Here is a 16161-nt window from a genome sequence, read left to right on the forward strand (position 1 = left end):
AAGTCATACGAATGTTCTATTATTTATATCACAAAGATATCTTAGAGCACATGGCTCGCTTGTCCCAGTTTGAACCACGGAGGCATAAATAATGTTTGATAACAAGCGTAAAAAAAATACAAATCTCTCAACGGACCACGCAATCGAATATCCTGATCTATTTTTCCGATCCTTGTTTGAGGGTAATCCGAACATAGCTTTTTATATGGATGTTAACGGGGTGATTGCTTTACCAAACAAACACTTTTCGGAATGCCTTGACTACACGAATGACGAGATCATTTTAAATAAATTTGATACATTCTTGCCGGATAAGGAAGCCTTATCCTACAAAGAAGCATTAAAAAATGTAATGATTGGAAAAAACCAGTACATCAATACTGTACTTATACACAAAAACGGTACTCAAATCGAGTGTCAATTAACCCTAATGCCAGCACGATCACAGGATCACATTATTGGTGCATTTGGACTTGTCCAAGATCTAACAAACAAGAACCTATTAAAAAAATCCTTAATCGAATCTGAATTAAAATTTAGAAGTTTTGCAGATGAAGCATCCTTTGGCATTTTCATTTTTCAAGGTAATCAGCTCATTTATGGAAATCCGAAATTCCACACGTTTATGGGACCATACTTGATAAATAATGAATGTCTCTTGGATGCCTTGCACCCAGATGATCATTCAACGATTCAATCAAATATAAACGAATTGACTGTTGGCGGAATTGGGAAAGACGTTCCGTTTAGAACAATTAAAGAGGACGGCACGCATTATTATGAATGTCACATTAAAAAAATCATGTATCAAAACCAAGCAACCGTTGTGGGTTCCGTTCAAGAGGTCACGAAATATAAAAAAGCACAATTGCTAACAAAATTTCTTGCCGATCATGATGAATTAACCGGACTTCCAAACAGCAGATTTTTCCGTGAAAAATTAGAACAGGAAATTGTCGTCAGCAAAACGTTAAATCAAAAATTGGCCGTGATGTATGTGGACTTAGATCGGTTTAAATACATTAATGATACATTGGGTCATCCAATCGGTGATGAATTTCTGAAGCAGTTTGCTGATAAGCTGACAAAAATACTGGATCATCATCAATTTGCAGCGCGAATCGGTGCCGACGAATTTCTTATACTCTGCCCGAATGTTTTTCGGCACACAGTCACCCAACAGGCTGAGAAAATCATCAATGCATTTGATGCTCCCTTCATTGTTAAAGATTATCGCTTGCCGATTTCACTCAGTATCGGGATTAGTGTCTTTCCGAGAGATGGCGAAGATTCGACGAGCTTAATCAAGCATGCCGATGCTGCGCTGCATCAAACGAAAGAAAACAAACAAAGTAACTATCAGATGTACACACATAAAATGAATATCGTTGGCTACAAACGCTTTACTTTAGCATCCGATTTACAAAATTCACTGGAATTGAGTCAATTTGAATTATACTATCAACCAAAGGTAGACATCGCTACCCAGCGTATTATAGGCGCCGAAGCACTGATTCGATGGAACCATCCGGAATGGGGACTTGTATCACCGGCAGAATTTATCCCTTTGGCAGAAGAAATCGGTATGATGCGTCAAATCGACAGATGGATCGAATATACCGCTTGTCTCCAAAACAAAGCATGGCAAGATAAAGACCTGCCTGCGATTCCGATCTCAATCAATCTGTCCGCAACCCGTTTTTTGGATCATGATCTGACTGCTAATCTCTTGGACGTGCTTGGACAGACTCATTTGGACCCGAAATACTTAGAGGTCGAAATCGTTGAAACAGCTCTCCTTGAGAATGAGAAAACTGTTTTTACGATTCTCGATAGTCTCAGGCAGAATGGGATTGGAATCAATCTGGATGACTTCGGAACCGGCTATTCATCACTTTCCTACCTCAAGCGGTTCAAAGGCCGAATCAATACGTTAAAAATTGATAAGTCATTCATTGACGCGCTTAGTGACACCGACGATGAGAGTTCTAAATACATCATCAAATCAATCATTGAACTCGCGCATCATTTAAAAATGAAGGTGGTAGCTGAAGGAGTGGAAGCTCAAGAACAACTGCAGCTGTTACAGGATTTTCACTGCAATCTGATACAAGGCTACCTTTTCTCCAAACCCGTTCCGGCCGATACATTCACCGAGCTGTTGCGAAAGGAAAGAGTGAAAGCTCCTGTTGAACCGATCTCAAGAAGACGTGAAGTCTATGAAAATCGAAGAAAACACTTCAGAGTGGATCTTGATTATCCGCTAAGTGCCATGATAACCCTTGTTCAATTTCATGAGCAACATGTGCAACTAGGCAACACACGCATCCTTATCGAAAATATTGGTTTAGGTGGCTTGCGCTTCCTTTCCGACCTGCGTTTTGGCATTGATTCATCCCTGATCTTAAAGGTCGAAACAAACATTCTTGGGAAAAAGATGACATTTTTGGGGTCGGTTGTTTGGACGAAAGAACTAAAATCGGAGGTATTCCAGTATGATTTCAAATTTATCATGAACGAGAATGAACGCAAGATTCTTTCCCAATTACTGAATAAGTTCGCCCTGCTTCTTAACGAGAATCCGTTGCCGCCGGATTGTGATTTTGTGACAACGGATAAATACAGCGTATTCGCAAAGTGAACTGTATCAGCACTAAATTGCTGATGTTCACCCAAACATTTTGACCATTTGTATGCTTAAATTGCAAAGTCCATCAATATGCTGCTTTTCCAGGGGACTAAACCCGATCAAGTTTAGTCCTTGTTTGAGTTCGGTCGAAAGACCCTCATAGAGTGCTCTTTCCTTTTGCAGAAGTGCTTGGAATGATTTCTTCACCGGACTCTTTCCAATCTGACAAATAGTCGTTAAAAGCATCTTCAATTCCTGTCGTCAACTCAACTAATGTGAACATTTGATCACCTCATGATCTTTTTTATGTACCACTTTAAGAATCTCGCAGACATATGGGGTCCCTTCATCTTCCTGTAAGTTCAGTGACAAAATCGTATTCTACTGCCACTCAATCAAACTGCGCTTCTGTATTATTCATCAATTAAAAACCTTCCCTATGTTTTATAATGCATGTCACGTTAACCATTCGATGATCTTTCTGCAATATAGTCATTGTTCAATTACTTAATATGAGACAGTTCATCCAGAAAAGCAGGTCGCCTGCTGTACTCCGTTTTTAGTTTGGCAATGATCGCTGACCGGTTGGCAGTCCCAAGCATTTTTTTGCAGCTTCTTAAGATACCGCAGATCTCTCGATACTCTTTTCGATTTGAAGCTTTGCCGGCTGCGTTGAAAACATAGTCACTGCAAATCTGTTGCACATCCGCAGAGTAACGAGCCAGCAATCGATCCCCATACTTTTCAACTTCTGATGGATTAGTGCGTACATAAGCCATTAACTCATCCAAATCGTTTTTATCTGAGATCAGTTCAACATAGACGCTGCGCGCTCTCCAGTTTTTGCTTGTCTTCAGTTCGGCAATAATCTCATGATAGAACGCTTCTTTGTCTTCTTCATGAAGAGACTCCAGATCATGATAATAGTTGTAGTCACCATCAAGCAAAAGTTCTCTTGCAAGCATCTCCTGCTGTTTTCTTAAGGAAAGCTTCTTATACGCCTGGTATCTGAAGGCTTTCCACTTAGACAACAAACCAGCATAGTGATGATCCTGTTGTTCGCCTGCCTCAGCCAGCTCAATAACATGAGCATAGTTGCCGCCTGCCATGCTCTTTTCGATTGACCACTCTCGGAAAAAAGTGACTGATAAGTGATCTTGGACAAATCGTTCTGCTTCCGCATCTGAACCATAATCACAAATAATCTGAAACAGCAGCTTATACAAAGATTCAATTGTATAGCGCATGCTTTCATTATCTGCACCGGCAGCTATACGCTGCTCAATCACCTTTTTCAGTTGTTTTCTATGCTTTTCATCATCAGCAAAATCAGCACAAATACGAAGCAAATCAATCCTATAATCATTCCAGCCGTCAAATAGCGAACCGTTGCTCATCGTCAGCAAGCGTTGAAAACAGTGCTCTCCAGATAAAACATCTTCTCTCATTCTTGCTGCTATTTTCTGAATGCCAGCTATTGTTTCTTCTACCAGCATACCTATATCGCCATCCGAGTCATCTGCATACTGAAATGCGGAGATACCTTCCTCCAACACCAGCAGGGCTGTATCCAATGCCAAGGTCTCATTATTCATGTCGTCCTCCAGAATACTGAGCATATCTAAAGCAAAAGCACGTTCTTCTCCATACCGTATAAACCCAAATTCTTCATCTCCACTATATTTATCAATAATGGACTTGATCAATTTCTTGCGCGCTTTGAGCTGATGAACAGCCTTTCCTGTTCCGTATTTTACGATCAGCTGAGCTCCAATCTTGTCGTCTTCCTCAGCAATTCGAAGAATAATACGAACGAGTTCTTCCTTGGGCAAGCTGTTCAGCATTCCTGCTAGTTCCGACTGTTTCTTCACTGTATTCAAATCCTTTCTCAAACGATCTCTATATAAAACGACGTTCCATTTCAATAGTTGAATCGTATTGCGCCGTTTAATCTGCTCAATAAAACATTCGTTAGAAAAGGAGAAACTTTCGCCGTTGATCTTTTTTATTCTCTTAAATAGCTTATGACAAAATAATTTCCGTGTAAATCTCGCATCCTATCTGTAGTCAAATCAATTTATTTATTTTCAACCCATTTTTCCAATCGTATAAAAAGCGGAGCAAGGACAATGAGAGTGAGAATAAACAGAAAAAGCAGCGAGACAGCACGATGCATGCCAAGTCCAATCCCAGTGACTGCCTGAATTAAAGAGTTTACTAATTAATCGTTCGTCGGAGCTTCTCAAAGATTTGGGCATCTTGACACGACCTGTGACTGTGAAAAAAATAATACAGAATCTGCCTGAATCCTATAAGAGTGAAACCAATCAATTTCTCCGGCGCATCTATTTGGATTCCAGAGTCTGGTTTGGCAATCATAAATCCATTGCCGCATTGCCAACCATTGAACAAGCGTTGGAGCGCAATTTGCAGATTCAAATCAACTATCAGAAGGATAACGGAGAACTAATTTTTCGAGAAGTTGCCCCTTATGGTCTTGTCGCTAAAACGAGCGTTTGGTATTTAATTGCAGAGCATGACAATACGTTGAGAGTTTATCGTGCATCTCGGATTACAGAGCTTAACGTGACCCATACGCCATTCACTTTTCCAGAGCAATTCTCTATTTCTTCATTCTGGTCAACCTGGTGCCGTGAATTTGAAAACTCACGTCCCCGTTATCCAGTGCTGCTTCGCACTCATCCAGATGGTTTTCATGAACTCTCAAAGAATGGATATACCTTAGAAATACAAGATCATGAACCAAATGAAGAATGGCTGATCATCAATATCCAGTTTGAAACCTTTGACCAAGCGCTGCGAGAGATACTCGCTCTCGGCTCAAAAGCAGAAGTGGTTCAACCTGAAAGACTGAAAATAAAAGTCATTGAATCGGCGCAAAAAATAGTTAACCTATATGGCGAACAATGAGGTAAGCCGGTATTGTAAAAGGTAATTCACTGGTGTGAGCTGAGGGAAAATCGAGAATGTCACGAAATCTGAAAAGCCGTATTTTTTAATTATTTCTTTCGTTTTTTTTTCACACTCTGCTTTTCTCTAGGATTTAGCGTTATTATTAATTTAGATTTTGTATTTTCTCTCGACCAAGATAACAGTCACATCATTTCTATGCTGGGGTTGGCCAGACGTCCTACTTCAGACCACATATAAAGGGAACCTGATTTACAAAAGAGAGATGATCCTTATGAAATTACTTGCATTGATCAATAATATACTTGTTTTCATGATCATCTCAATAATTAATACGATTATTTCGATTAAACTCCCAATAGCTATCTTTCACCATGACAGCTGGTTATTTAAGGCGAGAGCTTGGGAAAAAGACGGATATTTCTATCAGCATTGGTTTAGCGTGAAAAGATGGAAGAATAGGTTGCCGGAACTCAGTGATTTTCTGTCCTTCCTTTTTTCAAAGAAACAAATGAAACAATACAGCACCGAGTATTTATGCAGATTCGCTCTGGAGACATGCCGTGCCGAATTAGTCCATTGGTGCATCATCATCAGTTCGCTTCTTTTTACAAAATGGAATCATACCGGCATTTCACTTTTCATTTTTGGTTTTGCTGTACTCTGCAATCTTCCATATATTATTATCCAACGGTATAATCGTCCAAGAATTTTAAGTATTCTTGCCAATAAAAAGATGACTATTAGAGGGAGTAGGTTGAATTTGGACGTGCTCCATAAAGATATCTAGAGGAGAGTTTTTTCTGTGAATAGGATTCTGTTTCTTTCATCCGAGTACACGGGGAACGGTCATAAAAGTATCACTGAAGCATTGAGCAAGCAGTTACTGCTCTTATCTCCTGATAGTCAATTTACTGTAATTGATGGATTCGGTCTCGGCAGCTGGGTTCTGCGCTCTTCCAGTCACAATTATGACTCGTTTGCAGTGAAGTTCCCTGCGCTTTGGGGGCTTTTCTATCAATTAAGTAATCCGTTTAAACCAGTTGTCAATTGGTTTGTTGCTCGAAGCATCAAAAAGTCTCTATTAAAGCAGATCGATTCCTTTCATCCGGATGTAATCGTATCCGTTCATAATCTTTTCGTTGGTTCGGTTTTAGACATCTTGGATCAGTCACATTTGGATATCCCGTTTATCTCACTGATTGCAGATCTGGACAACGTTACAAGCCTTTGGGCAGATAAACGAGCAACGTATATTATATGCCCATCAAATGAGGCACAGCAAAAGATGCTCAGGGTAGGTATGGCGCATAAGCAATTATTTTTAACCGGATTCCCCGTACGCGATACATTCTGTGACCGCAGTCTTCCCGAGCCTCACTGCCACGCGGCAAAAGAAGTTGTTTCAATCCTTCTGATTAGCGGGAGTCAGGGATCGACTCAGGTTCTGAAAATCGCAAAAACATTGCTTAACAATGATAAAATTCACCTATCAATTATTGCCGGACATAACAAAGCATTAATTCAATTGATGGAGAATGCTTTTTCTCCTTACATTGGGAAGCGAGTTACACTCTATGGATTTATTACGGAAATAAAGGCGCGTATGATGGAAGCTGATCTTCTGATCACTCGGGCAAGCCCAAATGTATTAATGGAAGCGATCAACCTATGTAAACCGGTCATCATCACCGGCGCGCTGGGAGGTCAAGAGGCGAAGAATCCTCAGTTTGTCGTAAAACACAAGTTAGGTCTTTATTGCACGAACCTAAACCGTCTGAACGACATGGTTTCTGAATTACTGGCCAATAACGGCGAGAAGCTCCTGCAGATCGCACAAAGCCAGTATCGATTCAGAAAACCTGAATCTACGCGCGAGATTGCTGAGCTGCTCATACAAACAGCTAGGGAAACTAATGCATCTATTGATCTGCCAACCGCTTGAAAATTCTTTTTAACGACTGAAGTCCAAAAAAACGTGCAGCAGGAGCATCTGAATGGTCACAAAAATAAAGTTCAAGCTACTATTGGGAATAATCATTACTCTTTTAGTCGTCTACTATTCATTCAAAACACTGGGTGGCCTGGATCTAAACACTGTATTCAATTCAAGAATTAATTGGTTCTTAGTCTTTGGTTCGGTTGTCCTTAATATCTATTCAAACTATATTCGAAGCCTTGGGTACACGTTAGGTATTGACCCGAATATCAACCGTCTGAGCGCTCTGCAAATCGTTGGTATCGGGCATGCGGCAAATATGATTTTGCCTCTTCATATCGGTGACGGATTACGCTTCGCTTTTTTTCCGGACGATTATACTGCGCTGCGTCGGACGAAGTTACTGGTGATACCGGCGATCGCTGACTCGATTGCGATTATCGTCATCTCACTTCTCGCCGTACCTTTTTCTGGATTTAAAGATACCAAGATCTTAACTATCCTGTGGATTCTTTTCTTTTCATGTATTGTCCTCATCGTGTTGCTGTTGATTGTTATTTATTTTGTGCCGCGATTGCGTAGCTATTATTTAACGATTGGTATGCTGAAGATGATGCTTTGGGTTCTTCTTTCATATATCCTCCTTCTTTTTTCCATGTGGATGGGACTGATCGCGTTCGGCTTCAGCTGGGTGACATCTCTTCGTATGTCGCTCGCCGTTTTTGCCACAACAAACCTCGTTGGCTTTATACCTGCCTCGCCCGGTTCTGTTGGTCTGTTTGAATACGGAGTCATTATCGGCCTTGCCGGACTGGGCATTCAGCAGAGCGCGGCGCTTCCAGCAGGGTTACTGCTTCATTTCACACAGTATGCCGCATTGCTTCCATTGGGCATCGTTCTTTCTATTCTGGCCTTTTATGGAAAATATGGAAAAGTGATCAAAAGAAAGTTGCACCAAAAAATGTAAATGGCTGTTGGATTGATGGGTCATTTCTGTGTTATCGCTGAATCCTCCTACATAGTGGAATGCAGGTCACGTACGTGCTTATATTCATGTTCCAACTCGGACAGCGGTAATTGAAAAAGATGCTTTCCATTTATTTTATATATTTCATGAGCAATCAGCTGTTCGATTAACCGTTCCTGTCTGTTTTCAATGGATTTTTTTTGAACGCTGCCCATGGTGCGACATCTCCTTAATAGATTTTATGGCTTAACCTTTATTGGTGTTTAAGCTTCTTAGCAAAATTCCCGATACCTTCCCTGAGTCACTTTGTCTTTGCCGCAAAAATAAAAACCTGCTTTCTCATCAATAAGAAGAGGAAACAGGTTTTTCATGGTTACTGACCTCAACTCATCTTCAAGCAATACTACTTTTGGAATTAGCACCGTGTCGTAACGACCGGTTGCTGAGGCTTCGCAGGGCCAATCCCTCCACCTCTCTAGATAAGCATGACTAGGACTATTCTTTTATTAGTATGTTAATGATTTCTGATTTCTGCAGATCAATGAACGTTCGAATCCTTTAATGCCTTCAGTACGGCAACGGCAGAACGATAATAGAACTCCGCGGCAATGCGGATTCCTTCAGGATCAACATGGAACGCGGGATGATGCCAATCTTCCGGTCCGTTTGATCCCACGAATGCAAACACGCCAGGTACCTCACGTTGGAAACAAGAAAAATCATCTCCGGCCACCGATACTTCCGGTGTCACCACCTGCACTTCGTTTTCATTTGCTTCGCGAACAATCCGCGTTATTTTTTCATCATTAAATACGGATGGCGTTCCTTGGCCCCATTCAACAGCAATCTGCACGTTGCAGGCCTTCTGGAGTCCATCGGCGATTTCGGCAAAACGATCAATGATCAAATCACGGTCCTGATCATAAAAGGTGCGTACCGTGCCGAGCAGTTCGACCTCCCCAGGCAACACATTCCACACGTCGCCACCGTGAATACTGGTAATACTCACAACCGCTTCATGCTTGGGCGAAATGTTTCGGCTGACGATCGTTTGCGCTGTCTGAACGAATGACGAGGCTGCCACAATCGGATCGCGGGTCCGTTCGGGAATCGCTGCATGTCCGCCGATTCCATGAAACGTGATTTTAAATTTGTCACAAGCCGCCATAAGTGGTCCGGTCTTAACACCAATGGTTCCTACCGGCAAATCGGGTTTGTTGTGAATGCCGATCACTGTGTCCAGTCCTTTGAGCTGACCGTCTTTGACCACTTTGAGTCCCCCATGGCCGGTTTCTTCGGCAGGTTGAAAGATCAGACGGACAGTGCCTGGAAGATTTGCCTGATTTTGTTTTAACAAAGCGGCGGCCCAGAGTAAAGCGGTCGTATGAAAATCGTGACCGCAAGCATGCATCACGCCTTCATTTCGTGATTTATAGGGCAAGTCGGTTTGTTCATGGATCGGCAATGCGTCGATATCCGCGCGAAGTCCTACAGCAGGTCCGTTCGGGTCACCTGAGATTTCAGCAAAAACGCCGGTTGGCAAGCTGGTCTCTCGCAACGTAATCGATTGTTCCTGCAGCCAGTCTCTGATTTTTGCCGTTGTCTCATATTCATGCAGTGACAGTTCCGGGTGTTGGTGCAGTTCCTCAAAAATGGATTGATAAGCTGTTTCATCATTGACAAGTCTGCTCATACTTGCTGTTCATCTGCCTTGTAGCCATATTTTCCGATTGCCTGCCCTTCACTGTCGCTTTCTGTTACCAACGTTTCCACTTGATTCAATGCATTCAGAATAAACGCCTCATCAAAGGTTTTAAAGACAAAACGAAAGCCGAGCTCCGTTTGACACTCTCTGGCGAGAATTTTTTTAGCCTTCTCTGCATCCTGAAGACTGAATTGGCTCAGCGAATAGCTCAGACCAACTCGCTTGTAAAAGGGCAGCAGCCTCCGCACTTCAGCATCCTGACCCAAGGTGACAAGCAGTACGAGTAAACCATACGCAACCTTTATTCCATGTTGATAGCGGCTCGTCTCCGGAATCTTGCTCATCGCATTATGAACAGCATGGGCACCGGAAGCGCGTCCGTAATCGCGGGCAAAGCTGCCTACTGTTCCGGAAAGTCCGACAATCACATCAGATACAATACGGAAGGCTGGACTGAGCTGATGGCGTTCCAGACTTGCCACCGCTTCCTCTGAATACTGAAGCAGCAGCTTTTTCGTTTGCAGCGCCGCGCTGAGTCCAAGTGTTACAAAGGGATCGATTTGCTGAGACGCATCCTTCGGTATTGCTTCCGCCTCATACCATTTCGCTAATGTATCTCCAATGCCAGCAACGTAATAGTCTTTCGGCGAATCAATTAATAAAGATAGATCAACGAGCACCGCGTAGGCGGATTCTTGAAAATGATCGCGACCGATATGTTCATGCCGCTGATTATAGATGATAGCAAGCGGCGTATACGCGGAACAGGTGCCAAGAACCGTTGGAATGCAGATATACTGTGCGCGCAGCCGGTGATTGACGCCTTTGGCGGTATCTAATACACGTCCGCCACCGATCCCGATAACTAAATCCGCCTGACCGATCTCGCGCGTCAGACGATCCATATCCTCATGACTCGATGTTCCATCATAACGATGAACCGGCCACTTGACTTCTTTTTTATAGACCTTTTGAAAAGCCGCAAATGATTTTTCACCCGTGACAATATGAACAGATGAAAAGGGCGAAACAAGTTCATCGAGTTTGCTGATGGCATCCTCTGTACACAAATACTGACTCGGTCCGCCCCTGACAATTTTGCCTAAATCCATAATCTTTTCCCCCAAATTCTATAGTTGCCTACTCAAATGCCTTGTTCAACGCCTGATCCAGATCACCGATCAGGTCATCCGCATCTTCCAAACCGATCGAAAGGCGGATCAATGTATTGGTGAGTCCGCTTTTTTGACGATTGGCGGAAGGAATCTCGCGGTGAGTGGTTCGACCCGGATTAACGATCAACGAACGCGCATCGCCGACATTCGGCAAGTAACTGAAGATTTTTACTGAATCTAAGATTTTCTTTGTCTGAGCTTCGGTTCCGTCGATGTCAAAAGCAAAGATCGCACCAACGCCACGTGGAAAATAGCGGTTCACCAGTTCATGCTGCGGATGATCCGGCAGTCCGGAATAGTGCACCGATGTGACGTGCGGATGACCTTCCAGAAATCGGGCAATCTTCACCGCACTGGCTACTTGCTTTGCCAAGCGTTCGGATAGTGTTTCAATACCTAACAGAACAAAATAAGCGTCAAAAGGACTCAGAACAGCACCGAACAAACGAAGGTATTTGACCCGGATTCGCGCAGCAAAGGCCTTTGTTCCAAAGGCCTCGACAAAGCTTCGCTCAACGCTTTCTCCTTCATTTCCCAGGACAAATTCTTTTTCCTCAAATTGCTTGAACTTACCGTTTCCATAATCAAATTTTCCCGCATCGACAATTAATCCTGAAACCACTTCTCCGTGCCCGCTGATTCCTTTTGTCGATGAGTAGACAACGATATCTGCGCCATAGCGGATCGGGTTAAAGAGATATGGTGTCGGAAACGTGTTATCGACGACTAGAGGAACACCGTTTTCGTGTGCCAGTTTGGCTAACGCTTCAACATTGGTCACCGCTGTGTCCGGATTCGTAACACTTTCCACAAAAATAGCTTTGGTATCGTCTTTTATTGCTGCCGCCACTTGGGAGCGATCGTTAATGTCGTCGATAAAGTCAAAATGAACCCCAAATTTGGGAAACAGTGTTCGAAATTCATCAAAGCTTGATCCGTAAATATTAGAGGCGGAAATTATTCTGCCGCCGCCTTCAGCCAAATTAAGCAATGTATAAGAAACAGCTGCCATGCCGGATCCGACTGCGACCGCCTCTGAAGCGCCATCCAAATCTGCGATTCTTTGTTCAAGCACAGCAGTTGTCGGATTACCGACTCTCGTATAGCTGAAGCCTTTTTCTTTAAAATTGACCAATCGCTCTGCTCGCTCCGAGTCGCCGAAACCAAAAGCAACCGTTTGATAGATTGGGACTTGCGACGCATAATTATGGTGTTTGGGATCATAGCCCGCATGAATTTTTAATGTGTCAAATCTTTTTTCTGACTCCTCTGCCATCAAAATTCCCCATTTCTCATTCGAGACGTGACGTATTCCATCGAGAATGCTGCTTATAAGCAGCATTTAAAGTGCAGATATTATGTACTGATTTCATCTGCACCTCCATCATCAAATCGTCACAGATCACGATCAAGATACACAATATCGGGTCTGAAATTCCAGCCCTTTTTTCTCCAAAATTGTTTTCCTTCCTCATTATCAAGTACGACGTACAAGCCGATCTTCGTGATCTTTTCCTCTTTAAAAATAGCACAAACACGGTCAATTAACTGTGTGCCGATTCCTTTTCCCTGCTGCGCAGGGTCAACTGCCGTATGGTATAGAAAGCCTTTGCGTCCATCAGTGCCTCCGAGTAGTGTTCCGATGATCCTCTCGTTATCGACAGCGACCAAACAGGTCTCCGGATTCCTGCGAATAATACGATCAATTCCCGCATAACTATTGTCCAAAGAATTCAGATTCATTCCCGGCACTCGTGTCCATAGGTCATAAGCGCCTTCGTAATCCTCAGGGACCATCTTGCGAATTTCCATGCTGTCTCCACTCCAAACTATCTTTTCGCTTTTTCCAATGCGCGCGCCAAATCGTCCAGCAGATCATCCGCATTCTCAATACCGATCGCCAAACGGAGCAGGCCTTTTGTGATGCCGATTTTCTCCTGAAGTTTTTCATCAAAGGATTCATGCGTCATCGTTGCCGGCTGGGCAAATCAAACTCTCAACACCGCCAAGACTTACAGCCAGATCAAACAGCGAAAGTGCCGCAACAAACTGATCCTGATCATAATCTGACGCGAGGCGAATGGAAATGACCGAGCCGTGTCCCGAAGACTGACGCTCCTGAATTTCCTTTTCCTCCTGCGAATAAGAGCCTGGATAGTACAAGTGTTCAATGCCGGGATGGCCGCTGAAGAACGTGATGATCTTGTTTGTATTCTCTTCCTGACGATCAAGTCGAACACTCAATGTCTTGATACCACGAATCAACGCGTATGAATCTGTAGGGTTTAAGATTCCTCCCAATGTATTTTGCAGGAACTTAAGCTTTTGCGCAATTTCTTCACGATTGGTTGCCACGAGACCGGCAATCACATCTGCATGACCGCTCAGGTATTTTGTAGCGGAATAAAGGACGATATCCGCACCTAACGCGAGCGGATTCTGATAATAAGCCGTTAAAAATGTATTGTCGACGATCAGTAATTTGCCTCGCTCATGCGCGATCGCCGCAAGCCGCCGAATATCGGCAACACGCAGCAGCGGATTAGACGGTGTCTCCAAATAGAGTGCGGCCACATCGTCATCCAGATCCTCTGCTTTCAATTCATTAAAATCGTGCACCAATTCATACGCAATGCCTCTGTCCTTAAAAAGATTGCTGGCGTAGCGATAGGTTCCGCCATACACATTGTTGTTCAGCAAAATTTTGTCACCGGACTGAAACAGGCTGAAAACAGCTGACACTGCCGCCATCCCTGATGCAAACGCATAGGAATAGTTCGCCTGTTCGATTTTTGAAAACAAGTTTTCCAAATTAGTTCGCGTTGGATTCCCGCCCCTGGCATAGGCAAAGGACTGAAACCCATGCAGATCATCCTGAACATAAGTTGTTGCCAGAAAAATCGGCGGAACAACCGCATGATTAGGATTGTCTTTCGCATCAATCCCTTTTACAATCAATGAATCTATTTTCATACTGTTAATCCTCTTTGTTGCTGCGCGTCCTGCTGCCTGAAAACTGAAGATATTCCGATGTTCTCTTGGTGATCGTCGCAGGTGCAACCGCGTTGCGAAATGCTTCTGACTCCCAAGGCAGATAGACCGGATCCCAAAAAAGCGACTGAATGAGTTGATAAAACTGTTTTCCAACGGTGTTCATTGATGATCACCCCTTTGTTATCAGTAACGCCCGCCAACTTCTCCTGACGCTGAAAACAAGCAATAAAAAAATGCTTTCTTATTTGGGAATAAGAAAACATTGGGCGTGTATGTTCTCTTATCTCTCAGTTTAAAACTGATGGAATTAACACCATACACATATGTGCTGGTTGTCGGGCTTCATTGGGCCAGTCCCTCCGCCGCTCTTGATAAGAATGATTGCTATTTAATTTTCAAAGAAAACGCGTAGGACACTTTCCTGAGCATGCTCCGGATTAAAATTATTGATCCCTAGATAACCAATAGGTTACATGTGTTATAACGTAATATAATTCAATAAGCACCATGTGTCAATGCTTTTTTCAGAATCTTTCACCCAATCTTCATACAGCAAATAGATCCGGATTCTGCGATGTTTATTGTTCTGTGATCCGTTTCTCAACAAGTGTTACTATCCTAAAAAATTGCATCACGAAGAGCATAAAAATCTGATCTTTTAAAAAAAGTTCTGATAAAAAAACAAGCCTAACGACGATGCGAAAGGTTTGCTGCGTTGGTTCTTTCTCATCTTCAAACACCATTCAGTGTTTCTGGAATGGACACCATGCATGCAATCATGTTGGTTGTCGGGGTTCATTGGGCCAGTCCCTCCCCCACTCTGGATAAGAATTCATATTCAATTCTCAACAAACACAGCACCCCACCAAACTAGTCATCATTTTACCGAGTTTTACTTTGCGGCTTGCTGTTTTCCAATTTTGCCACACGCCTTCGGTCCAGTTTCGCCTCTAATGCTTGCATCACCGATTCTGTACTTAGCATTTCAGATATATTTTGCTGTACCAACTTATTAAAAGACAAGAAACGCCTACGCACCATGATCTTCCTCCTCTCATTGTTATTCCTAGTATTATTATATGTTTTTGTTGTTTTTCACATTGTAATACAAATAGGAATCCGTATCAATAGTGATTTTTCAATAGATATCAATGTCTGCGAGATCTATCTTCCTGACTTGCGATCAACAGAGACACTCTGCAGGCGTTCGAGCGCTTACTTCCGCAAGATGCGGAGGCTCCATTTTTGCCGCTACCCCCGTTCAGCAAATCCAAGATCGTTAACTACATCAGGATTAAATCCCGAGCTTCTAGGAATATCTCATACTTGCTTGGAAAATCCAAGCAGCGGTTAAGACTCTTTTACAAGTTAAGAAAGTATAGCGTTTTGCCTTGTCGGTACGACGATAAGGTATAAGATTCGGTTGGGCTGGGCGATCAGGTAAGTGCCCAATCCGAGAAATAAACGGAGAAATTCCGCTTATCGAATCGAAAAACGTGAAAATGGAGGGTTTTTCTGTGCATAAGCGGAAAAATTACCCTTATTTACCTGCAAAACAAGCTTCGGAGTGTAAATAACCGGAAAACCTCCGCTTATTTTATTCCGGCCGCATTACTTAATTAAGGATCCCAATGATTTATTAGGAAACTTGGCTTCGCCAAGCCCCTGGCGAAGCCGAAGACTTAGTTGCGCTTACACTCGTTTCCTTTAAATGGTTTCTTATACTTTCCTACCAGTGTGAAACAGAAATGTCTGTTCGCGCACAAGGTTGATGATTCAAAACAGTATTTAGAGCAAAGGAACTTTCGTATGTTTTATATT

Annotated in this window: 16 protein-coding genes and 3 riboswitches; of the genes, 5 read left to right on the forward strand and 11 right to left on the reverse strand. The window is 42.9% G+C overall.

Annotated features, from left to right (window positions below; genetic code table 11):
- Window positions 1-91: 91 nt before the first annotated feature.
- Entirely contained in the window at window positions 92-2641 is a 2550-nt protein-coding gene (locus tag BM003_RS04450; RefSeq protein ID WP_093670506.1) for an EAL domain-containing protein, read from the forward strand.
- A 145-nt stretch (window positions 2642-2786) separates the two neighbouring features.
- On the opposite strand, the gene BM003_RS18065 is transcribed toward BM003_RS04450, so the two are convergent.
- Both BM003_RS18065 and BM003_RS04460 read right to left on the reverse strand, forming a co-directional pair.
- Entirely contained in the window at window positions 2787-2912 is a 126-nt protein-coding gene (locus tag BM003_RS18065) for a hypothetical protein (protein ID WP_281242864.1), read from the reverse strand.
- Window positions 2913-3132: 220 nt separating this feature from the next.
- Window positions 3133-4500 (reverse strand): hypothetical protein, encoded by a 1368-nt coding sequence (locus tag BM003_RS04460; protein WP_093670508.1) that lies wholly within the window; start codon window positions 4498-4500, stop codon window positions 3133-3135.
- 379 nt (window positions 4501-4879) lie between these two features.
- On the opposite strand from BM003_RS04460, the gene BM003_RS04465 reads away from it, so the two are divergent.
- The 4 genes from BM003_RS04465 to BM003_RS04480 all read left to right on the forward strand — a co-directional run bounded on the left by BM003_RS04465 (window position 4880) and on the right by BM003_RS04480 (window position 8466).
- On the forward strand, window positions 4880-5560 hold the full coding sequence (locus BM003_RS04465) for a helix-turn-helix transcriptional regulator (protein ID WP_177184639.1): 681 nt from the start codon (window positions 4880-4882) through the stop codon (window positions 5558-5560).
- 274 nt (window positions 5561-5834) lie between these two features.
- Window positions 5835-6350: a glycosyl-4,4'-diaponeurosporenoate acyltransferase CrtO family protein gene (locus BM003_RS04470; protein ID WP_093670512.1), complete on the forward strand. Its 516-nt coding sequence runs from the start codon at window positions 5835-5837 to the stop codon at window positions 6348-6350.
- A 15-nt stretch (window positions 6351-6365) separates the two neighbouring features.
- Window positions 6366-7505 carry an MGDG synthase family glycosyltransferase gene (locus tag BM003_RS04475; RefSeq protein WP_093670514.1) on the forward strand — a complete coding sequence of 380 codons (1140 nt, stop codon included), beginning with the start codon at window positions 6366-6368 and terminating at the stop codon, window positions 7503-7505.
- A gap of 52 nt (window positions 7506-7557) precedes the next feature.
- A complete protein-coding gene (locus tag BM003_RS04480; protein WP_093670516.1) occupies window positions 7558-8466 on the forward strand; it encodes a lysylphosphatidylglycerol synthase domain-containing protein in 909 nt (302 codons plus the stop codon).
- Window positions 8467-8513: 47 nt separating this feature from the next.
- On the opposite strand, the gene BM003_RS04485 is transcribed toward BM003_RS04480, so the two are convergent.
- The 9 genes from BM003_RS04485 to BM003_RS17350 form a co-directional block, all read right to left on the reverse strand.
- Window positions 8514-8681 carry a Fur-regulated basic protein FbpA gene (locus tag BM003_RS04485; protein WP_093670518.1) on the reverse strand — a complete coding sequence of 56 codons (168 nt, stop codon included), beginning with the start codon at window positions 8679-8681 and terminating at the stop codon, window positions 8514-8516.
- Between the two features lie 169 nt (window positions 8682-8850).
- Window positions 8851-8952, reverse strand: a riboswitch (SAM riboswitch).
- A gap of 52 nt (window positions 8953-9004) precedes the next feature.
- Window positions 9005-10159, reverse strand: coding sequence for an amidohydrolase (locus BM003_RS04490; RefSeq protein ID WP_093670520.1), 1155 nt, complete (start codon window positions 10157-10159; stop codon window positions 9005-9007).
- A complete protein-coding gene (locus BM003_RS04495) occupies window positions 10156-11283 on the reverse strand; it encodes an iron-containing alcohol dehydrogenase family protein (protein WP_093670522.1) in 1128 nt (375 codons plus the stop codon). The genes BM003_RS04490 and BM003_RS04495 overlap by 4 nt, the downstream gene beginning before the upstream one ends.
- Window positions 11284-11311: 28 nt before the next feature.
- Complete coding sequence (locus tag BM003_RS04500) at window positions 11312-12622, reverse strand: O-acetylhomoserine aminocarboxypropyltransferase/cysteine synthase family protein (protein ID WP_093670527.1); 1311 nt, start codon at window positions 12620-12622, stop codon at window positions 11312-11314.
- A gap of 119 nt (window positions 12623-12741) precedes the next feature.
- Entirely contained in the window at window positions 12742-13158 is a 417-nt protein-coding gene (locus BM003_RS04505) for a GNAT family N-acetyltransferase (RefSeq protein WP_093670529.1), read from the reverse strand.
- Window positions 13159-13175: 17 nt separating this feature from the next.
- Window positions 13176-13316 carry a PLP-dependent transferase gene (locus BM003_RS18070; protein ID WP_218143210.1) on the reverse strand — a complete coding sequence of 47 codons (141 nt, stop codon included), beginning with the start codon at window positions 13314-13316 and terminating at the stop codon, window positions 13176-13178.
- The gene (locus BM003_RS04510; protein WP_218143211.1) at window positions 13306-14319 is read right to left on the reverse strand and encodes a trans-sulfuration enzyme family protein; all 1014 of its coding nucleotides are present in this window, start codon (window positions 14317-14319) and stop codon (window positions 13306-13308) included. Before BM003_RS04510 ends, BM003_RS18070 begins: the two co-directional genes overlap by 11 nt.
- A 4-nt stretch (window positions 14320-14323) precedes the next feature.
- A complete protein-coding gene (locus BM003_RS04515; protein ID WP_093670531.1) occupies window positions 14324-14503 on the reverse strand; it encodes a hypothetical protein in 180 nt (59 codons plus the stop codon).
- A 114-nt stretch (window positions 14504-14617) separates the two neighbouring features.
- A riboswitch (SAM riboswitch) is annotated at window positions 14618-14718 on the reverse strand.
- Between the two features lie 345 nt (window positions 14719-15063).
- Window positions 15064-15171: riboswitch (SAM riboswitch) on the reverse strand.
- 51 nt (window positions 15172-15222) lie between these two features.
- Window positions 15223-15381 (reverse strand): FbpB family small basic protein, encoded by a 159-nt coding sequence (locus tag BM003_RS17350; RefSeq protein ID WP_143128429.1) that lies wholly within the window; start codon window positions 15379-15381, stop codon window positions 15223-15225.
- Window positions 15382-16161 lie beyond the last annotated feature (780 nt).

Origin of the sequence: Sporolactobacillus nakayamae (assembly GCF_900113325.1) — a bacterium.
Lineage (GTDB): Bacteria > Bacillota > Bacilli > Bacillales > Sporolactobacillaceae > Sporolactobacillus > Sporolactobacillus nakayamae.

What these genes read in the sequence shown, in the direction of transcription:
- BM003_RS17350 (WP_143128429.1), bottom strand. Translation starts at nt 15,381, where the DNA reads ATGGTGCGTAGGCGTTTCTTGTCTTTTAATAAGTTGGTACAGCAAAAT.
- BM003_RS04510 (WP_218143211.1), bottom strand. Translation starts at nt 14,319, where the DNA reads ATGAAAATAGATTCATTGATTGTAAAAGGGATTGATGCGAAAGACAAT.
- BM003_RS04450 (WP_093670506.1), top strand. Translation starts at nt 92, where the DNA reads ATGTTTGATAACAAGCGTAAAAAAAATACAAATCTCTCAACGGACCAC.
- BM003_RS04505 (WP_093670529.1), bottom strand. Translation starts at nt 13,158, where the DNA reads ATGGAAATTCGCAAGATGGTCCCTGAGGATTACGAAGGCGCTTATGAC.
- BM003_RS04515 (WP_093670531.1), bottom strand. Translation starts at nt 14,503, where the DNA reads ATGAACACCGTTGGAAAACAGTTTTATCAACTCATTCAGTCGCTTTTT.
- BM003_RS04490 (WP_093670520.1), bottom strand. Translation starts at nt 10,159, where the DNA reads ATGAGCAGACTTGTCAATGATGAAACAGCTTATCAATCCATTTTTGAG.
- BM003_RS04500 (WP_093670527.1), bottom strand. Translation starts at nt 12,622, where the DNA reads ATGGCAGAGGAGTCAGAAAAAAGATTTGACACATTAAAAATTCATGCG.
- BM003_RS04485 (WP_093670518.1), bottom strand. Translation starts at nt 8,681, where the DNA reads ATGGGCAGCGTTCAAAAAAAATCCATTGAAAACAGACAGGAACGGTTA.
- BM003_RS18065 (WP_281242864.1), bottom strand. Translation starts at nt 2,912, where the DNA reads ATGTTCACATTAGTTGAGTTGACGACAGGAATTGAAGATGCTTTTAAC.
- BM003_RS18070 (WP_218143210.1), bottom strand. Translation starts at nt 13,316, where the DNA reads ATGACGCATGAATCCTTTGATGAAAAACTTCAGGAGAAAATCGGCATC.
- BM003_RS04480 (WP_093670516.1), top strand. Translation starts at nt 7,558, where the DNA reads ATGGTCACAAAAATAAAGTTCAAGCTACTATTGGGAATAATCATTACT.
- BM003_RS04470 (WP_093670512.1), top strand. Translation starts at nt 5,835, where the DNA reads ATGAAATTACTTGCATTGATCAATAATATACTTGTTTTCATGATCATC.
- BM003_RS04495 (WP_093670522.1), bottom strand. Translation starts at nt 11,283, where the DNA reads ATGGATTTAGGCAAAATTGTCAGGGGCGGACCGAGTCAGTATTTGTGT.